Source organism: Shewanella sp. 10N.286.52.A9, from assembly GCF_041468985.1.
GTDB lineage: Bacteria > Pseudomonadota > Gammaproteobacteria > Enterobacterales > Shewanellaceae > Shewanella > Shewanella japonica.
Genome location: NZ_JBFRJQ010000008.1, coordinates 48,419 through 71,823, shown reverse-complemented (window position 1 = coordinate 71,823; position 23,405 = coordinate 48,419). Strand labels below are relative to the sequence as shown.

Here is a 23,405-nt window from a genome sequence, read left to right as displayed (position 1 = left end):
AAAAATTATCCTTAATATTGTGGTTGTTAAACGCTTACAGCCCAAAGCTCAAGTTGTAAATCCGGATAAGCGCCAGAAATATGCATCGCAACTCCACCACTGGATTTAAGTTTGATCCAATGGCTATTGTTCTTATCTAATTGGAAATAATGATAGCCAGCATGATATGGCACTTGTCGCGGGGCAACAGGTAAGTTCGTAATTCCGATACCGGCCAGTTGGTTATTTACCAGTTCTCGAATCGTTTCTACCGAGCCAATTTTAATTTGTGACGGTAAACGCTGACGTAAATCATCATTTGGTACATTCGCTTTCACCGCTAAGATGAACTCTGCGCTATCAAGTAAACTCTTATCGGCAATGGTTGAGAAGTACACGCCAAATTTGGTTTTTTCGAGTACCAATTCTGTTGCTGTTTGCTCAAGGACAGTGCTTAATCCGTGGTTAACAATGACCATGATATTACCGAATACATAGGTCAAATTATCATGCTGATAAGTAGGCAATTTCGGTGGTCTTTTATCTTGGCTACTAAACGTCGAAAGCTCACCTGCAAAACTCACTAGGGTTCTAAATAACACTTCAGGATGGATATGATTGATGACGCTATAATGTTCAAATAAAGGTTGGTATTTGTTCAATAGTTGTAGCATTAAAAAGTCAGCAATTGAGCTTGAAGATCCTTGAGCTTGACTCAATCTGCCAGCAATTGCTTCTGCACGTTGGTTAATCATTCCCGTCACTTCCGAAGTGACATTAAGCAAGGCTTTAATATGCTCTATGCCGGTACAAGCTGGAATAAACTTTTTATCAAGCCTAATTGCCCCTTCTTCAGAAACATCAATAACTCGAGCGATGGCAATAGATACATAGCCTGAACGGTCTTCACTTTGCAGCTTTAAGCGGCAATCAAATTTAGCGACTTGCAACACTTCCATTGCATCAGAACCCACACTGGTATCAACAATATTATGATCTTCGTACAAGTAGCGAGTTATTTGATTTTGTTCAGATGACGAAATATTAAGGCCGTTACTTTTCGCTACAGGAAGCACTAAATAAATCAGTTGATCGATTGTACCTGCTGGTATCGATAACGCATTAGGAAGCGGACTTTGCTCAGGCATTAGCACTAAGGTTTGATCTTGAAATACACACTCAATTCTATCTAAACCAAACTGACCTAGTGGCAACAAGCTATAATTAATTTCGTATTGGGTCACTCCCCATGCAAATGGGTTAGCTTTATTCGCTATTTGAGTTTGCTGATACTGTAAAAAACGTTCTTGTTGTTGCATATGTTGAGGGCGCAAAAACATCCCTTCAGTCCATGCTATTGGGCTAAAATCGCTCATAACTTCCTTATTATTTCCAATGCTTGATATCGTTGTTGAAATATCCGTTATTTCAATTTAAATAAAATCTTTACTGCTCAGAGTTATAAACTGCTATTTTTTCTATATTGACTGTGACACTGTCATATCCAGTAGGGTCAACCTCAACAACTGAGCGCCAGCGAGAAGCATCGATATCGCGATAAGCCACAATCACCCCTACGTATCGTGTGTTTTGACCTAAGCTCATTGGATACTCGTGAATTTCAGAAGGTTGCAATTCAAGCTCATCTTTTCGAATTAAGTCAGGTCCTAATACCGATTCAGCAGACTCGTAAAGAGTGAAAAAATCCTGATTATCAAAGATGGTACGGGAAGAAAGTTCGAATATTTTTACTACCACAGGCGACGGACGCTTATTGATATCAGGGTTAATATCTGCGCTCGCACTAAACGTGATATCGGTATAAGCAGGTACCACGGCATTAATGGTTTTACAGCCCGTATTTATCAACAATACTGAGGCTAGTAAAGCTTGATACAATCCTAATTTTAGTTTCATCGCTTAATCCCTTAAAATTATAATGATTTGATTTTATTGTCGTAAGCTTCTACAAAATCATCAGATAATGCTGCGGTGTTTGTGTTAGCAAACTCAGCCTGTAAATCTTCATGTAAACTTTTGTAGACTTTCCATTGTTTAAATTGCTTTTGGCCTGGCACTAACATTTCAGCAAATGATTGGCTTTGACTTTTTTGCTCAACAAGATCGGGATCGAGCTGATTTAACAAGCCTCTTAAAGCACCAAATGTCCCAGCAGTAAGTGCAATGTCATGTTTACGCCCATCGTTAAATGCTTCAATAATGGCCTGTTGAGATGACAAAAAACTCGCACTTTTACGCAAATACAAATTTTGAAAAACATCATCAAGACTGGCTGAAAACTTGAGCGGATTATTTTCTCTTTGCTGAAATGTCGTTTGGTTAATTCTGAATTCTGTTTTCAACTTCGAGCGTTGACGCAAAGAGTCCATTAAGCCAGTGAGCATGAGTTGCATGCTTTGACCAAGCTCAAACATTAATTCTTCAGTGAGTACTTTGCTGTACTCTTGCTCATCAATACCAAAACCTTTAAAAAAAGCTTGGCTTAATGATGAAGCAGCTTGTACCTGATTGCTCACTTGTGGTTGAGGTTCTGCTCGAGTTGCTTGTTGAGCTGTTGATTGCGCTGCATGTGGGTTAGTCACTTGCTGCTGACTTGCCATACTTGCTAATTGTTGGGGCGGCATTGATTGCGGCTGTTGGTGAGCGGGTTGCGGCGCAGCTTGATTCGTAACAGGTTGACTAACTGGCATACTAACTTGTGGCTCTGCCACTGGCGCAGACTCATTAAAGAAATCTTGGCCCCACTCTTCTGGAATTGCCATCCCAGGAGGCTGAAAATGATCTTGTAAGTCACCGTTGACATCAGGTAGCGGTTGAGACTGACTCGGCGCTTGATTCAACAAACTTTGTGCGTCAAAACCAGCAATTTGTTGTTCAAATTCGTTTTCAAACGGATTACTGTCAAGCACTTGGTTAGCCTGAAACGGGTCGGCACTAACACTTGCAGCTGATTGAGTGCTAGAAGCAGCCCCAGAACTAATACCATTTATCATCTTTGCTGACACTTCATAATCACCCAAGGTGAGTAGATCATCATGCTCAATCTTATGAGGCTTTGTAGATCCTAACGCTTCAACTGAACGGTTTATATATAAGCCATTCGTTGATAAATCTTCAATATAAAAGCCGTCAGAACGTTTCGTAATACGAGCGTGTGTACCCGACACCACCTTTTCAGGATCAGGTAAATGCCAATCATTAGTATCAGCTCGACCTATTGTAAGCGAACTGATTACGTCCTTAGATGTGACTTGCTCAGGTGATAACCGATGAAAGCTCACTATCTCTAGCGTTAATTCCATTTTAAATACATTCCTTTAAACAACTTATGCGCAAACAGTGACTCAACACATTTAAAAGCGTAATGCATATCAATCATTAAATTGATATGCAGTTAAATAAAGTGGTTTCATCACCTTACTGGTTATTAGCCCACTCTTTGCAATGCGCTTTACAGTCTCTCAACACCGTTTAGACGTTCATACATCTCATTACCACGAGCAAATAATTCACGGGCAGTTTTTAAATATTGTTTCTCTAAATAAATATTGGCTTGTCTTAGGTAAGAACCCGCTAAACGTTTATCCAAAGTCAATAAGGGTTCAAAATCTTCCGGTACACTCTCAGCTAGCACTCTGACTTCATCGTCAAATGCTCGCAGATCTTTTGGGTTATCAATTGCATCTAATCTGACAGTCAGCTCTTCAAAGGTGTTTCTGTAATAGACCTCTGCATCTTGGTAAGGATATTGCGCATTTTTACCGCTTTCGACAGCATGGTTGTATGCAGTGAGCTGTTCAACCGCCACCTTCATTTCAGCGCCATAAGTCAGTAAAGGCTGTGCTTCAGCTTGCTGTGAAAAAATAACCTCACCCGTTGTGATTAGTGCCTTTATTTGAGTGACATCGTGGGTTTTAAGCGCTACATCAAAAGCTGTTGCATAAAGTGTAAAATCTTCTTCTGATGGCACATAAGTGAACTTAGGCTCGATAAAGGCTAAGTCTTCAACAATCGCTTTTATATTATTTCCGCCTGTTTCATCGTATCTTGACTGACTTAACAGTAAAGCTAATCGCTCAGATAACGCATCAATCACCGACTGCTTGCTACGTTCTGCTTGGTTTTTCATTTTTAATAAGCGTATTGAGTCAGGGTAATAGCGCTCAGTGGCTTCAATGATCAATGAAATTCGGCCATAGTCTTGATATAAACCGTTACTGCTTTTCGGAACTGAAGCAATTCGCTTTTCAACAATATCTAATACTTCAGTTTGGTGTTTTCTTAATAAACCATTACGAATTAGCACTTTATCTTCAGGTATTTCAGCTAGGCGCTCTAATAATGCGGCAGCTGGAATGTATTCATATGACTGAGTTTCATTTTGCACTTGATCAGTCATTGATACTTTTTGCTCTAAATTCGCAAGTTGCAGTTGATGATGTTGTTGGACTTGTACTCCCACAACAATCAGTGCCACTGCCGCAGCAATCGCAGTAGGTAGCGGCCAGGCTTTACTCTCAAACTTTTCAATAATCGTCGCGATAGAGTCAGCTCTTTGCGCCTTCTTAATAGCAAGACCTTTTTTGAGTGTAGGCCATAAACGTAAGCTAATATGACTTGGTTTACTTAACGATGCTTTGGCCAAATCGACTTCATTTGCCGCAACTCGTTTGTAAGGATGTTTACTGGTTAACAGTTCATAGGTAATACAAGAAAAGGCATAAATATCATCGGCAGCACAAGCTTCTTCACCAATCAGCTGCTCATAGCTGGCATAGGCTGGTGTGTAACCTGTCAGTGGCGAGTCTTGATCAACTTGCTCTAATGCATAATGGTCTTTTTCATGTTGGAATGATTTAGCTACGCCAAAATCAAATACCTTGATATTGCCTTGACGGGTTAAGAAAATATTCGATGGTTTCAGATCGGTATGCACAATTCCTTGTTTATGGGCATAAGTTAATGCCGAACCAATCTGCTCAATAATCTTCATTGAACCTTTAAAGTTGAGTCCAAGCGGCTTAGAACGTTTAATCACTTGATCTAAAGATTCACCATCTAGCCATTCCATGACCATAAAATGGTAACCATCGTCAGTATCAACGTCGTATACACGAATAATATTGGGATGCGAGAGCTGTTGTGTTTGCACAGACTCTTTAATTAACACCTGTTGCGCTTCTGGAATGTCAGTAAATTGTGATAACAGTACTTTAATAGCGACAAACGGTTCTGCGACGTTTAATGATTCTAAATATAGATCTTTTGCACGGTAGATATCACTCATACCGCCATGACCAATTTTAGATTCTATTAAGTAACGCTTTTTAAAACATTTACCGATTAAATTCGTATTATTTTTGCTATTTGAACCGTTATTAATGCCAGCGACCAAAGTCTTGTCATCAACCATATGTTCGGGGGTTTGACTCTTATCCATAAGTACAGGTAAATCCCTTTATATTATCCTTAAGTATGTAAACTAATGCACTACTCTATTTAATTTACCCCAATATGTTGCAGCATCAATTTAAAAAAAACAATATTAAAAACCATTTATCATTGTAAATATAAAAATAGAGCAAATATCTCACACCCTTTAGTATGTATTTAATTAAAATATAATTAATTAGGATATAAATTTAATTAAACTTATAAAACATTCATTAAAAAACCACCTATTTCTATTGACCAAGCATTCCATAATGGGTAATTTACGAATACTTTTTTAACGGACTAAATAATAGAAGTAGATATGGCATATTCTAAATTATCAGTACCTCTTTTGATCTTACTTGCAGCATCTGGATGTAAATCAACCCCAGAAGTTCAACCTGAACCACCTAAAGTCGTTTCGCTTTCTCCTGCGTGCATGGAATACGCTTTAGAAAATGATAATGAAGAGCTTGTTGGTTTTAGACCTGTTTACTTTGAAGTCAACAGTGCAAAACCTTACAGTAGCTTAGACAGTAATATGTCTTGTATTGTCACTTACCTATCTAGAAACCCTGATAAGTCTGTTGATATTCAAGGGTATACCGACGATAAAGGTACAATTGAATACAACAAGGCGTTAGCTAAAAAACGCGCTGATGGCTTAGTTGAACACTTAGTACTGTTAGGCGCCTCACCAAAGCAGCTTCAGTCTAGTGCACACATTATCGAAGACAAAGGCGTTAAATTGACGACTTCAGAGCGCTCAAAAATACGTCGTGTTAATTTTGCTATTACAGACAAATCTTTATAGTAGCGATGGAAATAGTTCTATTATTTGTCGAACTAACACCTATCCTACTAACATGAGTATCTCGATATAAATACAGGTATACCGAGTTTCGGCTTACCTGTATTTATATAATACTTAGTGATAACAATTTAATAAGTAGACTTTAAAAATCATACTTTAAGGTTTCATTTTATGTCACTTTTAATTCAGATTAGTTTTAATTCAAGTTAGTTTAAATCCAAGTGGATTTTCAGTTTAAGTTACCTTCCACTTTAGATTAAGTTAAAATTTACTTATTAAAAAACCAGCTTGCATTAATACATTACAGACAACCATTAATTAATCAGTCTTAATAACACAGCCTGACTTGCATCATTGATAACCTAGAAAGATAAGCTTGCGTTGGTCGCGAGTATATTTAAAAATCACAGGCAGATGCTAAGTTTCAAGCTAGCACCCTGTTTTTATTTTGCCTATAAACAATATAATGCGCGATATCTTCAATAGAGTGAATGTCTCCAATATCTACTTTTTCACAAAAGTCTCTGGCTTCACCGCTGAAGTAAAGTGACTTTGCCAACTCATAAACTTGCACAACTTTGCTAGCAACCGCCTCCATTGGATCAATAAAATCAATTGATGAAAAGTGGTTCTCTAAAATAGAGCGCACTAAAGGTAATTCCGTACAGCCCAAAATAACGGTATCAACACCTTGAACTTCTAACGTTTCAATCGCCTTAATCAATAATTTTGCATTACTTGCAAATTCACCAGATTTAATACCAAACGGTTCTCTTATATCCTGACCACATGAGGATTTCTCACCAGTTTTGGCACCATATATTGCGCTATGTACATATCGTTCTTGAATTTCTAATGACGGCTTAATAAACGGTAAATTTGCCATTGTTAGATAATCATCGTAGATACCCGAATTGTAAGTACCATTGGTACAAAGTATGCCAACGATTGCTGCAGGGTTATCGCTATGAATTTGCTCTGTGGTTGCTTTCAACATGTCGAGTAAATAAACATCTGTTTGTTCTTGTAGTCTTTGCCTAAAATAATGCGCTGTATTGCATGTCATCACTGCAAAATTGACTTTATTTTTTTCAAGAAATTTTACTGATTCAAGCATCTCAGGAACGGGATCTTCTCCTCCCTCATTGATAGCTTCAGAGCGATCAGGTATATCTGGATTCTTAATGACAACCATTCCCATATGGTCTTGATCCTTCATCGCACCATGCGCGACTTCTTCCTTAAAAACAATATCCTGAAATAGGATGTCAGCTTCCGGCCCCATATTGCCTACAACACCAAATAATAACTCTTTCATATCTAACTGGCCTTTCGCCCTCTGTAAATTTAGGCTTATGGTAAAAGGCTGGTGCAATAGACGTTAATCCCAATTGAAGGATCTAACCCTCTATTATAATGGCGTAGATGTTGTTAAATAAGCGTAATGGGTTAATCAACACGCTTAATATAGTGATCAAACTGGTTGAGTTGTCGGTATCCCTTACTCTCGTATAATGCTTTAGCCGCGCCATTACTCACCTCTGTCGATAATTTAATACTGTCCGCATGAGTAAATTTAGCGAAAACGTCAACCTGATGCAGTAAAGCTGTAGCTACACCTTGTTGTCTAAAAGCGTGTTCTACATATAAATCGTTTAAAATCCATGTTCTTTTCATCGCAACTGATGAAAATGAAGGATACAACTGAGCAAAGCCAACCAACGTATTTTGCTCATTCATCGCAATAAAAATGATTGAATCAGCTTCAACTAACCTTTCCTTAATAAATTTATGGCTTAAATCCAAATTTTCTTCCTGGCCATAAAACTGTCTATAGGCATCAAAAAGCGGTGAGATTTGTAAAAGGTTATCGATTGTGGCTTGTATGATCTTAACCATTTTCCTATTCCTTGACTGAGCCATTGGCTTTTCGTTGAGTGTAAGAAGTACTCACTGCCACTATTAACCATTAACACCAAAAAATAAACATTTTCACCACATCTTAATATTCATCTTTGCTAACTTAAAGTGCAAAAAAACACTTAAACCACTGTTTAAAAACAAATTAACTATCTTGGCACAACTTCTGCTTATTCAAGTTCAAATAAGTATTAGCAACAAACCGATTACAAAACAAATTAGCAGGTACCCCATGGATAGGTTAATCAGCATGAAAAAAATGACAATCTCACTACTTTGCTTTGCAACATTAACGTTAACAGCTTGCGGTGGAGAATCTGAAATAGAAAAAGAGGAAGAGAAGTACGCCATTCCTGTTGAAGTATCACCAGTTACTCAAGGAGATGTATCTTCGTTTTATAGCACAACTGCAACATTAGAAGCGCCAGAAGAAGCTCATGTCGTCACCCGCATTGCAGGTCTCATTGAAACAATTGAAGTCGAGGAAGGCGATAGGGTCACCAAAGGTCAGGCTTTAGCCACCATTGACGCAAAACGTCAGCACTACGATTACAAACGCTCTCAAGCTGAAGTTCAAATCATTGAGCAAGAGTTAAATCGACTAAAGCAGATGAAGAATAAAGAATTTGTCAGTCAGGATGTCATGGCGAAGTTAGAATTCAATTTACAAGCCGCTATTGCGCAGCGTGATCTAGCTAAACTGCATGTTATTGAAAGTCAGATAGTTTCGCCAATTAATGGTGTAGTCGCTAAACGCCACGTTAAAAAAGGCAACATGGCAAAAGAATTTGAAGAGTTATTTTATATTGTTAACCAAGACGAGCTTCATGGCATCGTTCACTTACCTGAGCAACAATTAGTGAGCTTACGCTTAGGGCAAGAAGCTAAAGTAACAAATCAATATGCTAATCAAAGCATCAACAACCAAGAAATCATCGCTAACGTATTGCGTATCAGCCCGATTGTGGATGCCCAAAGCGGTACATTTAAAGTCACCATTGCTATCGATAATAGCGATGCCAAACTAAAAGCCGGTATGTTTACCCGAGTAGAATTAAAATATGACACTCACAAAAACGTTGTTACCGTTCCTTTCAACGCGGTTATTAATCAAGATGATACTCAAGCCTTGTATGTTATCGAAGATAACACCGCAACCCGTCGAGAAGTCAAACTGGGCTATCGAGAAAAAGATAAAGTTGAAATCCTTTCAGGTGTTGAACAAGGTGAACAAATCGTCATTCGTGGTCAGCAAAACCTGAAGGATCAATCTTTGGTCGAAGTGATCACGCCCCTTTCTTATGCCAAAAACAGCCTAGCAGCGCAATAAGGAAGTCACTATGTCATTGATTAATACTTCGGTTAAACGCCCGGTTACTGTGTGGATGTTTATGCTTGCCATTATGTTGTTTGGCATGGTGGGCTTTACTCGACTTTCGGTTAAGTTACTACCCGACCTAAGCTATCCAAGTGTAACTGTACGTACTGCCTACGATGGCGCTGCGCCAGTTGAAGTTGAACAGCTTATATCTAAACCCATTGAAGAAGCGGTTGGAGTCGTAAAAGGTTTGCGGAAAATCAGTTCAATTTCTCGCTCTGGAATGTCCGATGTTGTCCTGGAATTCGAGTGGGGCACGAATATGGATATGGCAAGCCTCGAAGTACGTGAAAAAATCGATACTATTGAGTTACCTCTAGATATTAATAAGCCGCTTTTACTGCGATTTAACCCTAATTTGGATCCCATCATGCGTTTGGCGTTATCGGTTCCTGACGCAACTGAATCTGAATTAAAAACCACACGCACTTTTGCTGAAGAAGAACTAAAACGTCGCCTTGAAGCACTATCTGGTGTGGCCGCAGTTAGGTTATCTGGCGGATTAGAGCAAGAAGTGCATATTTTACTTAACCAGCAAAAATTACAGCAGTTAAACCTAAATGCCGACGATATTAAGCGTCGTATTAATCAAGAAAATATAAATTTATCAGCAGGTAAAGTGATACAAGGAGATAAAGAATACCTTGTACGCACCCTCAATCAATTTAATAGCCTAGATGAATTACGAAACGTCATCATCTACCGTGAAGGCCAAACATTAATTCGATTATCGGAAGTGGCTGATATTGTCGACAGCTATAAAGAACGCAGTGATGTCACCCGTATCGGTGATGTCGAGTCTATAGAACTGGCTATTTATAAAGAAGGTGATGCTAATACCGTTTCTGTTGCTAAAAAGGTGCAAGCAGAGCTTGCTAATATCAATCAAGAATCGGCAGATAATCAACTAAAAGTCATTTATAACCAATCAGAGTTTATCCAAAGTGCAGTGAGTGAAGTCACCACAGCTGCCCTATTTGGTAGTTTGCTTGCGATGCTAGTCATTTATTTATTTTTAAGAGACATCATTGCCACACTTATCATTTCAATTTCAATCCCATTCTCTGTTATCGCCACATTCAATATGATGTACTTTGCAGAGATTAGCTTGAACATAATGTCGCTTGGCGGGATCGCATTAGCCATAGGTTTGTTAGTTGATAATGCTATTGTGGTACTTGAAAATATTGACCGCTATAAATCAAAAGGCATGGCAAGGTTAGATGCTGCCGTTACTGGCAGTAAAGAAGTGGCTGGCGCTATCTTTGCTTCAACACTGACCACCCTCGCCGTATTTGTCCCGCTTGTGTTTGTTGATGGTATTGCAGGGGCGTTATTTTCTGACCAAGCGCTCACAGTGACCTTCGCCTTACTGGCTTCATTATTTGTCGCCCTCACAGCGATTCCAATGCTTGCTTCTAGACAAGGTTTTACTCAACTACCTGTAGAGCAAACCACTACTCCGATTGAAAAACCAACGAGTAAAAAAGCAAAGTTCGCCTATTACACCAAGGCTATTTTAGGTTTTCCTTTTAAACTTATACTCAGTTATCTACCAACCTTATTGCTTAATCTTGTCATCATACTAACCCGCTTTACGTCTTGGTTTTTCAGCTTGTTCATGCGTCCATTAAGCGCAGGTTTTAATTTGTTTTATCGATTCATTGAGGCGATATACCATCGTGTATTACGCCAAGCAATGAGCCATAAAATGGTGACTGTGGTTATTGCACTCATGTTAACCGTGGGGGCTGGTAGCTTATTCCCAAGATTAGGTGTGGAGCTTATTCCTCCAATGAACCAAGGGGAGTTTTATGTCGAAATTTTACTTCCACCAGGTACTGCCGTTCAAAAAACTGATGCAGTGCTTGAGCAATTGGCATTTTCCATTAGCGATAGTGGCAATGTGAAACACACTTTCAGCCAAGCAGGTAGTGGTGGATTAATGACTTCTGATACCGCTAGAGGTGGAGAAAATTGGGGACGATTACAAGTTGTACTAGCCAATCCTGACGCATTTACAATAGTGGCTAATACGTTACGTGAAACCGCCAAGCGTATTCCAGCCTTAGATGCAAAAATTGAACATCCTGAATTGTTTAGCTTTAAAACACCGCTTGAAATTGAACTCTCTGGGTATGATTTAGCCCAGTTAAAGCAAAGTGGTGACCAACTGGTTTCTGCCTTGTCACAATCAACAAGATTTAGCGATATCAATACGAGTCTACGTGATGGACAACCTGAAATCAGTATTCGCTTTGATCATGCCCGTTTAGCAGCCCTAGATATGGACGCACCTACCGTTGCCAGTAGAATTGCTCAGCGTGTAGGCGGGACTATAGCAAGCCAATACACAGTTCGTGACCGTAAAGTTGATATTTTAGTGCGAAGCGAACTAGATGAAAGAAATCACATTGAAGATGTCAATTCGCTGATTATTAACCCTAATAGTCAATATCCGATTCCATTAAGTGCTGTAGCTGATGTCTCATTACAAGTGGGCCCATCAGCCATTAACCGTGTTAGCCAACAACGTGTGGCAATCGTATCGGCAAACCTCAGTTATGGTGATTTAAGTGAAGCAGTAAAAGAAGCCCAACAAATACTTAATCAACAGCAATTTCCGTCTTCCATTCAAGCACGCTTCGGTGGACAAAACGAAGAAATGGAGCACTCGTTTGATTCATTAAAAATTGCCTTGGTATTAGCTATCTTTTTAGTTTATTTGGTGATGGCAAGTCAGTTCGAGTCTTTATTGCATCCGTTACTAATCCTAATTGCTGTACCCATGGCTGTTGGTGGCAGTGTTATCGGTCTGTTTATAACAGGCACTCACTTAAGTGTGGTTGTCTTTATCGGACTAATAATGCTCGCAGGTATTGTTGTTAACAATGCGATTGTTTTGGTCGATAGAATCAATCAACTTCGAAAAGAAGGTCATGATAAAGATGAAGCGATTAGCACCGCAGCTAAATCGCGATTACGCCCAATTATGATGACAACGTTAACCACAACACTGGGCTTGCTACCAATGGCAATTGGTTTAGGTGATGGTAGTGAAATACGTGCACCTATGGCAATTACTGTTATTTTTGGGTTATCAATGTCGACCATGTTAACGCTGTTAGTTATTCCAGCCCTATACGGCATATTTGATAAAAAACGTTATCAAGTAACGCAAACGGAAGTGGCGCCGACCTTAGCATCAGAGGGGCAGTTATAATGGATAACAATAATATTAATCAAGCTAAACAGAGCTTTAGCATAACTCGATTAGCCATTAAGCGCCCCGTGACCACCAGCATGTTTTTTCTGGCAATATTATTATTCGGCATGGCCTCTAGCAGGCTACTGCCACTGGAAATGTTTCCAGGTATTGATATTCCACAAATTCAGGTAAACGTGCCTTATAAAGGGTCAACGCCTGCTGAGGTTGAACGAGATATCACCAGTGTTCTAGAAGAGTCGTTAGCAACAATGAGTGGTATTGAAGAGGTACGCTCTAATTCATCTCAAGATGGAGCAAATATTCAGCTCAATATGAAATGGGGGCAAGATGTCGCCACCAAAAGCCTAGAAGCACGCGAAAAAATCGACTCGGTAAGGCATTTATTACCCAGAGATGTTGAACGAGTGCTCATTCAGCAATTCTCTACTGCAGATATGCCAGTGCTCACTATTCGTATATCAAGTGAGCGCGAGTTATCCAATGCATTCGACTTGCTAGATAAGCAACTTCGCAAACCCTTAGAGCGTATTGAAGGCGTATCAAAAGTCACTTTGTATGGCGTTGATCAAAAGCAAATTGAAATTAGGCTCGATGCCGATAAGTTAGCAGCTTCTGGTATCAACCCTGCACAGCTTCGCCAACGACTACAAATGGAAAACTTTGTCATAAGTGCTGGTACCATCCGTAACAATGACCGTGTTTTTCAAGTATCTCCAAAAGGCGAGTTTTTATCTATTGAAGATATCAAAGCAGTTAAACTCAATACCACAACCAGCCTAGGTGACATAGCGTCAGTGACCTTTACGCTTCCAGAGGCGTTTGAAGGTCGACATTTAGACCAAAAATATGCTGTTGGTTTAGATGTGTTTAAAGAATCTGGTGCAAATTTAGTGCATGTGTCAGAGCGAGTATTAAAGGTCATTGAACAAACTAAACAAGACAGACAATTTCAAGGCATCAAGTTATTTGTCATGGAAGATCAGGCCTATGGTGTTAAGTCTTCACTTAAAGATTTGCTGCTATCAGGATTGATGGGCGCTTTTCTATCATTCGGCGTACTGTACTTATTTTTACGCAACTTAAAAATGACATTAGTGGTGGTGTCGTCAGTACCTATTTCAATTTGTATGACGTTAGCAGGTATGTACTTACTGGGTTATAGCTTGAATATCTTATCGATGATGGGGTTATTACTGGCAGTGGGTATGCTGATTGATAATGCGGTTGTTGTAACCGAAAGCGTACTGCAAGAAAAGCAACGTAGTGGTATTACAGGTCAGCAAGATACCTTAGCACGCTGTCAAAAAGCCAATGAAAAAGCCGTGTTAACTGGTGTTGAAAAAGTTGCTTTAGCAGTACTTGCTGGCACGCTGACCACTGCCATTGTCTTTTTACCTAATATTGTGGGTGTTAAAGTTGAGCTGACCATTTTCCTTGAACATGTAGCGATTTCAATTTGTATTTCTCTTGCCGCATCACTGTTAGTGGCAAAGACATTAATCCCATTATTATTGACCAAATTACATTTCGAAATTGATACCGAGGAAAAAGAGTCTAAGTTACGTCAGTTTTATCAAACAAGCTTAACTTGGATTTTAACGCATTCGAAGGCCTCAGGGGTGTTAGCCGTGTTCCTATTAGCCTCAACAGCATTGCCATTGAGCTTGGTGCAACAGGACCAATCAGATGGTGAAGGTAATGACCGTTTATATATTAATTACCAACTTGAAGGCAGACATAACCTCAAAGTCACTGAAGCGATGATCAATCAAATGGAAGACTATCTTTATGCCAATAAAGACGCCTTTCAAATCGACTCTGTATATAGCTATTACTCAGCTGATAGCATTCAAACCACCATCTTGCTATTAAAAGATATCGAAACCCCAATGTCTGAGTTAAAAGCGCAGATCCGAGAAGGATTCCCTAAATATGCCGCCGCTTCACCACAATTTGGTTGGGGAAATGAAAACTCAGGATTACGCATTACATTAACGGGTCGTTCAACGTCTGAACTTATCAAGATTAGTCAGCAAGTTGTACCATTGCTGAGTGCGATTGACGGCTTAGAAGACGTGCGCTCTGAAGTGAATGCAGCGCAACAAGAGGTTGTGATTAAAATTGACCGTGAAATGGCTGCTAGGCTTGACCTAAACCTCAATGAAATAGCCTCTCATATTTCAATGGCACTTCGAGGCTCACCACTGCGTTCATTCAGACACGATCCTAATGGCGAGTTACGTATCGAATTAGCCTATGATAAAAGTTGGCAACACTCTTTAGAAAAGTTAAAACAACTGCCTATTATTCGCCAAGGTCAACGAGTGTATAACCTCGATAACTTAGCTGAAATCAATATTCAACCTCGTTTTGATACGATTAGACATTACAATCGCCAAACAGCCCTATCCATTGGCGCTAATGTCAATGACATCACTACAGAAGAGGCTCAAAAGCAAATTGAACAAGTCATGGAAACCATTAATTTCCCGTATGGTTATGGCTACAGTTTACGTGGTGGGTTCCAACGACAAGATGAAGACCAGTCGATTATGGCCGTCAATATGATATTAGCGCTAGCCATGATTTATATCGTCATGGCCGCTTTATTTGAATCCCTGTTATTACCAACAGCGATTATCAGTTCAATCTTGTTTTCAATCACGGGTGTTTTTTGGGCACTGTGGATTTCAGGTACGCCAATGTCGGTTATGGCAATGATTGGGATCCTTATCTTGATGGGCATCGTAGTAAATAACGGTATTGTATTGGTGGATCAAATAAACCAAATGACGCCAAAATTATCTGACTTATCAGACACCATTATTGCCATCTGTGTTACACGATTACGTCCAGTATTGATGACAGTCGCGACCACTGTGCTAGGGCTTGTTCCTTTAGCCATGGGAGACACTCAAATCGGCGGCGGTGGGCCACCATACTCACCTATGGCCATTGCCATTATTGGCGGGTTAAGTTTTTCTACCGTCACCAGTTTGTATTTAGTGCCTCTTTGCTATCAAGCGCTATATCGAATTCGTTATCAATCATCAGTTAAATTAGGTTTAGCTGACAAGAGAGCGAAAAAGCTGTTACCTTGGACTGTGTAATATGGATGCCTCATGCCTTTGTGCTAGTTAATCTAGCCAAAGGCGTGAATATTAAAACAGGACACAACAGATGAAACTAAGATTGTTCAGTAAATTAATCGCACTATCATTAATTAGCACTGCAGTTTATGCTGATGATGACCGCTTTAAAGATGTTCAAATCACCTCACAGCAACTTACACCCACAACCTATATGTTTACCGGCTCTGGCGGTAATATCGGTGTATCAGCTGGTGCAGATGGCATATTAATTATCGATGATCAATTTGCACCACTCGCAGATAAAATCAGTCAATCATTAAATAAAATTCAACCAGGACAACCTAAGTACGTCATTAATACCCATTATCACGGCGATCATACTGGCGGTAATGCCCACTTTGGTGAACAAGGGATCATATTTGCTCATCACAATGTACTGAAAAGACTCAGTGCCAAGCAAGATACCCCAAAAGCAGCCCTGCCCGTTGTGACTTATTCCGAGGATGTTGCCATTCATTTTAACAATGACACGTTAACTCTGAAGCATATGGGGCCAGGACATACTGATGGAGACAGTGTGGTGTTTTGGAAAAATGATAACGTTATACACATGGGGGATTTATTTTTTAAAGACCGCTTCCCTTACGTTGATTTAAATGGTGGTGGCTCTGTTATTGGTTATCGAGACAATGTTTCAAAGGTTATATCATTAATAGACAAACAGACACAGATAATCCCAGGTCATGGTTCGCTGGCCACTCAGGATGATTTATTAAAGTTCAAACATATGCTTGATGAAAATATTCTATGGATGGAAAAAGAGCTCACTGAAGGTAAAACACTAGCGCAAGTACAAGCAAGTGGCGTACCTGAGAAATGGAAAGATTGGAGCTGGGGTTTTATCACGGAGAAAAAGTGGATCGATACTTTATATAAAGACTTAAAACCTCGCTAATCATCTACTTATTTGAATAAAGCGATTCATTCTAAAACAAGCCGCTTATCAGCGTAGCAGTGACAAGCGGCTTTTTATTTAATGGTACCTAAAGTGCCATAGCACCCAATACACTGGTTTTAAATCTTTACCACCTATACCTTGAAACGGTTTTGCAAAATAGTATAACCATTGCCAAGACTTTAAAAATTGCTTGGCTTGTTGCCAAATAACCTCACCACCAGCTTGTCGATAAGCCGTTATCGCAGCCGAAATCTTTTCTTTATCATTTATGTAGCGGTATAGGCTATGCACATAAACTAATACATCTCGAATTTGTTGGTTCAACAAGGTGCCCTTTTGCTGATTGGCCTCAAAATCGATAAATTTAACTTCACCGGCATCCCAGCTTATGTCGCGTAAAGCCGGTCTTCCATGTGCATGATCCATCAAATGCAAATGAGCTAAACCTTTACTGGTATCATTCAAAATACGCTGTAATTCATCACTGGCTATATCATCACTTTCAAGCCAATCCCTAACCGTGCGCCCTGCATCTTCAACAACGAGATATCCATCGCCACTGGCATGTACCTTGGGAACTGGTGCACCATCGTTTTGTAAAAGTTTCAAAACTTGAGTTTCTTTGTATAAGGCTTCGGCTGAATCAGATTTTAAAAAGCGCATCGCTCCAGATAACTTTTCAACTTGTTTAAGCCAATAGCGCTTACCTTGATATTCAAAATGACTGATACGCACACCTTCATTTAAAATAAGCATTTGTGCGACTTTGTCCTGAAAAGAATGCATTTGAGTCATTTTTTGTCCGCCATACCAAATTAAGTATTCAGTATCTAAGCTATAAGACATAGACTTCAAATTTTTCGAGGTGAACTGGCTGACTTTTACGTCAGTGTATAAATAGTGCAATTACTCTATAATCAGTACCTACATACTAATAACAACAAGTGCACAATAGTTAACCAACGAATTGATATGTAGCATGGGATTTAAATCAAAAAAAAAGCGCCTTAAAGGCGCTTTTTTAATAATGATTTTTTAAGGCTCTAGCGGTAATGCTCGGTTTTCAAGCAACACAGGAATGCCTTCAGTAATTGGATAAGCGAGCTTGTCAGCTTTACAAATCAATTGATCTGCTTCTTTATCAAATTCCAACTTACCTTTACATACTGGGCAAGCCACAATCTCAAGTAATTTTTTATCGAACGCCATGGAGGTTTCCTTGTTTAACTTTGACGACTTGTTCTAGTCTATTCAAAAATGCTTGATCAAAACTTTTATTAAGCTTCGCATTTACTGGCAGATACCACCAGTTTTGTTGTGCAAAATCGCGACATTTAACCGCATCTTTCTCTGTCATTATCAATGGATGCTCTTCAGAGAGTTGCGCTAATACCTGTTTATCAAATGCCTGATGGTCTTCAAACTCATGAGTTTGAACAATGTCGTACCCTAACGCGCTAAGACTATCGAAAAAACGTTGCGGATTACCAATCCCCGCAATAGCCACTGCGGGTTCAGATTGCCAAGATGAGGTATTAGAAGACGCTGCAGAGTCCACCCTTGTTAATGAACACGGTGCTAATTGCATTGCCACTTCATCATTTTGCGCTGAACCACCATTGTTGATCACCCAATCAATAGTGTTTAATCGCCAAATGCCTTCTCGTAATGGCCCTGCAGGAATTAAGCATTCATTACCGTATCGTCTTTGCCCATCTACAATCGCAAGTTCGATATCTCTGGCTAAGGCATAATGCTGTAAGCCATCATCACTAATAATCACATCAACATCAAAATCAGATAACAACTTCTGCGCCGCATCAATACGCTTAGCGCCAACCACCATGGGAACGTTTGTACGCGCCACAATCATGGCTGGCTCATCACCCACATCTACCGCTTTATCGGTTAAATTAACGGCTTTCACGCCATTAATTTTTACCCCGTATCCGCGGCTTATTACCCCAGGCTTATAGCCATGCTGGCGAAGTAAATCAATTAAGTAGATAACGGTAGGCGTTTTGCCACTGCCCCCAGCTGTGATATTACCCACGACAATCACAGGTACAGGTATAGTTTCAGCTTGTTTTATCCCGAGTGAAAACCCAAGGCGACGCAACCAAGTAATAAGCCCAAATAACCAGCTCAATGGCATAAGCAACCATTTTGCCGGATGACCTTGATACCAAATTTTGTTAACTAACGCCTGCATTTAATTACCAAATTGCATTTTGTACAAGTTAGCGTAAACGCCTTCTTGCTCAACTAGCTCAGCATGCGCACCGCGCTCGACAACTTTACCTTGGTCGATAACAAGAATTTCATCTGCAGATTCAATCGTTGAAAGTCGATGTGCAATAACAATGGATGTACGGTTGTGACGTAAGTTATCTAACCCATGTTGAATGGCTTTTTCAGATTCAGTATCTAAAGCCGAGGTTGCTTCATCTAAAATAAGTACAGGCGCATCACGTAACATAGCACGAGCAATGGCAATCCTTTGACGCTGTCCACCCGATAGCAAAACGCCATTCTCACCGACTTCGGTATCTAAGCCTTCTGGTAGGGTTTCGATAAACTCCATTGCATAAGCAAGTTCAGCGGCTTTAACAATTTGCTCTCGAGTCACTTCACCTGGGTAGGCATATGCAATGTTATTCGCAATAGTATCGTTAAATAAAGTCACTTGTTGTGATACTAAGGCGACTTGATTACGCAAAGACTTCAATTTGTAATCATAAATACTGACATCATCTAAGGTAATATCACCTTCAGAAACACCAGTGTAAAAACGCGTCATTAAGCTGGCAATGGTCGACTTACCTGACCCACTTCGGCCAACCAAAGCAATGGTTTTGCCTTGTTTTACTTCAAAATCAATATTGGTTAACGCTGGCTTTTCAGTGTCTGGATAACTGAATGTCACGTTATTGAATTTCAAGTTACCTTTAACTCGTGCCACTTCATATTCACCCGTATCAGATTCAGGGGCGGTATCAAGTAGCTCAAACACGGTTGTACACGCTGCAATACCACGCTGAAATTCAGCATTCACTCGCGTTAAGTTTTTAATTGGCTGCAGCATCGCCATCATAGCGCCTAAAATAGCAGCAAAAGTACCCGCGGTCAGTTCTTCTTTTAATCCAGGAAATGTTGCGGCATATAATACAAACGCAAGAGCAAATGAGCCGATAATCATAATCACTGGCTGACTGATTGCTTGGGCGACAGCTAACTTCATATTTTGATGACGGTTAGAATCATTCACCTTGAAAAAACGATTAACTTCCGTTTTTTGACCACCAAACGCCAATACATTTTTGTGGCCTTTGATCATTTGTTCTGTCGTCGCTGTGACCCCACCCATAGCTGATTGGATTTGCTTAGAAACCTTGCGAAAGCGTTTACTGACAAGGCTTATAACTATCCCCATTAATGGGCCAATCACTAATATGCACAGGGATAATTTCCAAGAATAAAAGAACATGATGGCTAACATTGCAATGACTGTAATCGAGTCACGTACTATAGAAATAAGTGCACTGCCGGATGCACGGGCGATTTGTTCAGTATCGAATGTAACTCGAGAAATTAAATTACCACTGTTTTCTCGGTCAATATAACTGACAGGTAAGCGTAAATAATGTTCAAACACTTGCTGACGCATATCCATGATTAACTTAGCACTCATGTAGGATACACAATAGGTCGATACGAAATTCGCAATCCCCCGAAGTGTAAACATACCAATGACCACAAGTGGCGCCATTAACATAATGTCTTTGTTGGCATTAAATCCGCCGTGGGTCGGAACTTCTACGCCACCAACGACATTAGGCGTTTGACTAAAGCCTTCATCGATAAAAGGTTTAATGAACGCAATAAAAGCGGCGTCGACTAAGCCGTAAGTTAACAGACCTAAGATTGCTAACAAAAACATTCCTTTCATCGGAATGAGATAAGTAAGAAGGCGTTTAAATACGCTCGACATTTCGTTATTAGTTGTTGTCATTGATTACGTTAACACTTGAATAGCAAACAAAGGGTTATTCTACTCTGCTTTAACTTTCTCACCAAATCTAAACAGGCTGTTATACCAAAATGGCGCAATATCTGAACGATATTCACGAATAGCATAGTTTGATGGTTCAAAATCTATACTAATCTGACCCGCGTCACCGCTAACAAGTGTTTTAGCTCCTTTAAGTTTGTAACGATTTTGAATATCTTCTTTAGGAAATCCATATTGATTCGCGTAGCCTGCGGTAAAAATAACATGCTTTGGTGACACTGCATCGATAAAGTCTAGTGTAGACGATGTTCGACTCCCATGATGCGGTGCAAGTAACACATCAACGGGGGCTAAAACTTCTCGCTTAAGGAATTCATACTCAGTTTCTTTTTCAATATCCCCAGCCAAAAATAGCCGCCGTTGAGTATCAATAATATAAGCAGCACAGGAGCGGTTATTATCATTACTTTCAAGTGTATTAATATGCATCTCAATGGTTAAGTTAAGCCACTTTATTTGGTTATTTTCGCAAAGCAAATGTGCTGGCGCTTCATTAGCCAGCTCAGAGCTTACATTAATACTTTTATCGATAACGGCTTGCTCTGCTATGACAATCACCTCTGGGTAATATTTGGTTATGACATTTAACCCTCCTGCGTGGTCATTATCATTATGGCTCACAATGACGTAATCTAATTGAGTAACCCCTTTTGCCTGTAACATAGGGACAATAGCTCGCTCTGCATAAGAAAAACTCTCCCCATACGCGGCGCCTGTATCATAAAGTACACCACGATTGCCCTGCTGCAGTAGTACCGACATGCCTTGAGCTACATCAATAACATGCGCTTGCCAATGAATCGGCTTTAGCGTTGAATCTGTAATGATTGGCTCATTATCGGCGTGCTGAAATGGATCAATGTGATGTAAAGTCCAATGCTGCACTGTCAACATGACAAAGGGAATACACAATAAACTTGATACGACTCGCCATGTTTTATGCACTGACCATTTTATTAAAAATAGTCCCAATATGAAGAAAGCCACACTAAAGATGAGATTATCTGGCAACCTCACTAAAGCGAGTGGCCAAGCGTCACTAAAGCTAATTAACCACTGAAAAGGGCTAAGTGACAAATCAGCTAATTGCATTACAGTTTCGCCAAGTATGTACGACCAGTTTTGTGGTATGGGCATTATCATCAACAGTAAATTGAGCACCAAAGCAATAATGCTTAATGGAATAACCACAAAGCTAAACCAAGGCACCATAAGGAAATTAACCCAAATACTGTGAAATGAGAAAGTGCCAAACAATACCGCTTGCACCAAACCTAAAGCTAATGCCAACCGCCATTGCACAGCCCAAAATACAACAAAAAAAGCCTTACTTTGACTGGTTAAACGTCTAAACCTGGTTTGGTGATCTTGAACAAAACGCTGATAAAGGCTTAGTTGTTCCCTATTAGAATCAACACTATCTATACAATCAGTGCTATCACTTTCTTGTGAAAGCGCGGTTTGTTGTTGAAGCGAGGTATAGTCAATGGTCAATAAAATAATGGCCAGCGCACTAAAAGACAGCCAGAAACCAGCACTTAAACTCGCGAAAGGATCAATTAATAAAACAGCAAATAACGCCCAAATGAGTCGCTGCCATGTTGAAGCATATTGATTGACCATGGTGAGGACCACAAGTGCAAGCAACATCACCAAGGCACGTTGTGTTGAAATGGCAAAACCAGCTAAATAGCCATAACCCAAAGCAAACACAGTTGCTATGAGCATAGATAAAAGCAAGTTTCTGCGACTAGAATGCGGCCAACATGTAAACAGTATCCCACGTGATAATAATAGAAAAAGTCCAAAAACAACGGATAAATGCAAGCCAGAAATAGCCACTAAATGCCCAGTTCCAGTTTGACGTAACTGTTGCCATTGCGGCTTGGATAATAATGATTTGTCGCCAAATAGTAACGCCTGCATAACAGCGCTATTGTCTAAGCTCCTTAATACAGGTGTTAGGTTATCTATGATTGTTTGCCTAAAAGGCGCAAAATAGGCGACTAACTCCCCTTGCTTCACCGTGCCTTTTGCGACGATATGACGGCTTAATAGGTACTTTTGTTGATTAAAACCACCTTGATTAAGCGGGCTGGTAATCGGTTTAAGTCTGGCATTTAACAGCCAAGTTTGACCGACTTTTAATTCAGGCGGTTGCTGCCAAATGAGTCTATAGTAGTGGTCATAAAAGCGACTTTGTTCAGAAAGCAGCCGAATATCGAAACTTATCCAGTCGCTGTTTTCGCTAACTAGTGATACTATCTCTGCCTTAAATTGTTTTTTGACAGGGATATTTGATTCTTGTGAAGAAAATAGTGAATTAAAACAAATAGAAACTAGCAACACTCCAAAAAGTGTTCCACTGATGAACGACCACTTTTTAAAAGTTACTAACACTATTATCAAAGTGATAGACGCCATCCATATAGGAAGTAGGCTTGGCAGCAAATTGCTAAAAAGCATACTGGCGCAAAAACCATAAATGAATCGATTTATCATTGATTAA

The 23,405-nt window shown here is 39.8% G+C and carries 16 protein-coding genes; 5 read left to right on the top strand and 11 right to left on the bottom strand.

Features of this window, described 5'->3' with window-relative positions; all coding sequences use genetic code 11:
• Positions 1-26 precede the first annotated feature (26 nt).
• The 4 genes from tssK to AB4128_RS08295 all read right to left on the bottom strand — a co-directional run bounded on the left by tssK (position 27) and on the right by AB4128_RS08295 (position 5,440).
• Positions 27-1,355, bottom strand: coding sequence for a type VI secretion system baseplate subunit TssK (gene tssK, locus AB4128_RS08310; protein ID WP_055023386.1), 1,329 nt, complete (start codon positions 1,353-1,355; stop codon positions 27-29).
• Positions 1,356-1,425: 70 nt separating this feature from the next.
• Entirely contained in the window at positions 1,426-1,896 is a 471-nt protein-coding gene (gene tssJ / locus AB4128_RS08305; RefSeq protein ID WP_055023387.1) for a type VI secretion system lipoprotein TssJ, read from the bottom strand.
• A 17-nt stretch (positions 1,897-1,913) separates the two neighbouring features.
• On the bottom strand, positions 1,914-3,302 hold the full coding sequence (gene tagH / locus AB4128_RS08300; RefSeq protein WP_372037426.1) for a type VI secretion system-associated FHA domain protein TagH: 1,389 nt from the start codon (positions 3,300-3,302) through the stop codon (positions 1,914-1,916).
• 149 nt (positions 3,303-3,451) lie between these two features.
• The gene (locus tag AB4128_RS08295) at positions 3,452-5,440 is read right to left on the bottom strand and encodes a serine/threonine-protein kinase (RefSeq protein WP_372037425.1); all 1,989 of its coding nucleotides are present in this window, start codon (positions 5,438-5,440) and stop codon (positions 3,452-3,454) included.
• Positions 5,441-5,755: 315 nt separating this feature from the next.
• On the opposite strand from AB4128_RS08295, the gene AB4128_RS08290 reads away from it, so the two are divergent.
• Positions 5,756-6,247 carry an OmpA family protein gene (locus AB4128_RS08290; protein ID WP_055023390.1) on the top strand — a complete coding sequence of 164 codons (492 nt, stop codon included), beginning with the start codon at positions 5,756-5,758 and terminating at the stop codon, positions 6,245-6,247.
• A 424-nt stretch (positions 6,248-6,671) separates the two neighbouring features.
• On the opposite strand, the gene AB4128_RS08285 is transcribed toward AB4128_RS08290, so the two are convergent.
• Both AB4128_RS08285 and AB4128_RS08280 read right to left on the bottom strand, forming a co-directional pair.
• Positions 6,672-7,565, bottom strand: coding sequence for an aspartate/glutamate racemase family protein (locus tag AB4128_RS08285; RefSeq protein WP_372037424.1), 894 nt, complete (start codon positions 7,563-7,565; stop codon positions 6,672-6,674).
• A gap of 131 nt (positions 7,566-7,696) precedes the next feature.
• Positions 7,697-8,146, bottom strand: coding sequence for an N-acetyltransferase (locus tag AB4128_RS08280; protein ID WP_225442247.1), 450 nt, complete (start codon positions 8,144-8,146; stop codon positions 7,697-7,699).
• Positions 8,147-8,417: 271 nt separating this feature from the next.
• Here AB4128_RS08280 and AB4128_RS08275 point away from each other — a divergent pair, with 271 nt between their 5' ends.
• The 4 genes from AB4128_RS08275 (at position 8,418) to AB4128_RS08260 (ending at position 16,821) form a co-directional block, all read left to right on the top strand.
• The gene (locus AB4128_RS08275) at positions 8,418-9,497 is read left to right on the top strand and encodes an efflux RND transporter periplasmic adaptor subunit (protein ID WP_055023393.1); all 1,080 of its coding nucleotides are present in this window, start codon (positions 8,418-8,420) and stop codon (positions 9,495-9,497) included.
• 10 nt (positions 9,498-9,507) lie between these two features.
• Positions 9,508-12,768: an efflux RND transporter permease subunit gene (locus AB4128_RS08270; protein WP_372037423.1), complete on the top strand. Its 3,261-nt coding sequence runs from the start codon at positions 9,508-9,510 to the stop codon at positions 12,766-12,768.
• Entirely contained in the window at positions 12,768-15,884 is a 3,117-nt protein-coding gene (locus AB4128_RS08265; RefSeq protein ID WP_372037422.1) for an efflux RND transporter permease subunit, read from the top strand. The genes AB4128_RS08270 and AB4128_RS08265 overlap by 1 nt, the downstream gene beginning before the upstream one ends.
• Before the next feature lie 70 nt (positions 15,885-15,954).
• Positions 15,955-16,821, top strand: coding sequence for an MBL fold metallo-hydrolase (locus tag AB4128_RS08260; protein WP_372037421.1), 867 nt, complete (start codon positions 15,955-15,957; stop codon positions 16,819-16,821).
• 78 nt (positions 16,822-16,899) lie between these two features.
• On the opposite strand, the gene AB4128_RS08255 is transcribed toward AB4128_RS08260, so the two are convergent.
• The 5 genes from AB4128_RS08255 to AB4128_RS08235 all read right to left on the bottom strand — a co-directional run bounded on the left by AB4128_RS08255 (position 16,900) and on the right by AB4128_RS08235 (position 23,362).
• A complete protein-coding gene (locus tag AB4128_RS08255; protein WP_372037420.1) occupies positions 16,900-17,670 on the bottom strand; it encodes a serine/threonine protein phosphatase in 771 nt (256 codons plus the stop codon).
• A gap of 189 nt (positions 17,671-17,859) precedes the next feature.
• Positions 17,860-18,033, bottom strand: coding sequence for a Trm112 family protein (locus AB4128_RS08250; RefSeq protein ID WP_372037419.1), 174 nt, complete (start codon positions 18,031-18,033; stop codon positions 17,860-17,862).
• Entirely contained in the window at positions 18,020-19,036 is a 1,017-nt protein-coding gene (gene lpxK / locus AB4128_RS08245; RefSeq protein WP_372037418.1) for a tetraacyldisaccharide 4'-kinase, read from the bottom strand. Before lpxK ends, AB4128_RS08250 begins: the two co-directional genes overlap by 14 nt.
• Positions 19,037-20,836, bottom strand: a complete 1,800-nt coding sequence (msbA, locus tag AB4128_RS08240; RefSeq protein ID WP_055023398.1) for a lipid A export permease/ATP-binding protein MsbA — start codon at positions 20,834-20,836, stop codon at positions 19,037-19,039.
• 39 nt (positions 20,837-20,875) lie between these two features.
• A complete protein-coding gene (locus AB4128_RS08235) occupies positions 20,876-23,362 on the bottom strand; it encodes a DNA internalization-related competence protein ComEC/Rec2 (protein ID WP_372037417.1) in 2,487 nt (828 codons plus the stop codon).
• Positions 23,363-23,405 lie beyond the last annotated feature (43 nt).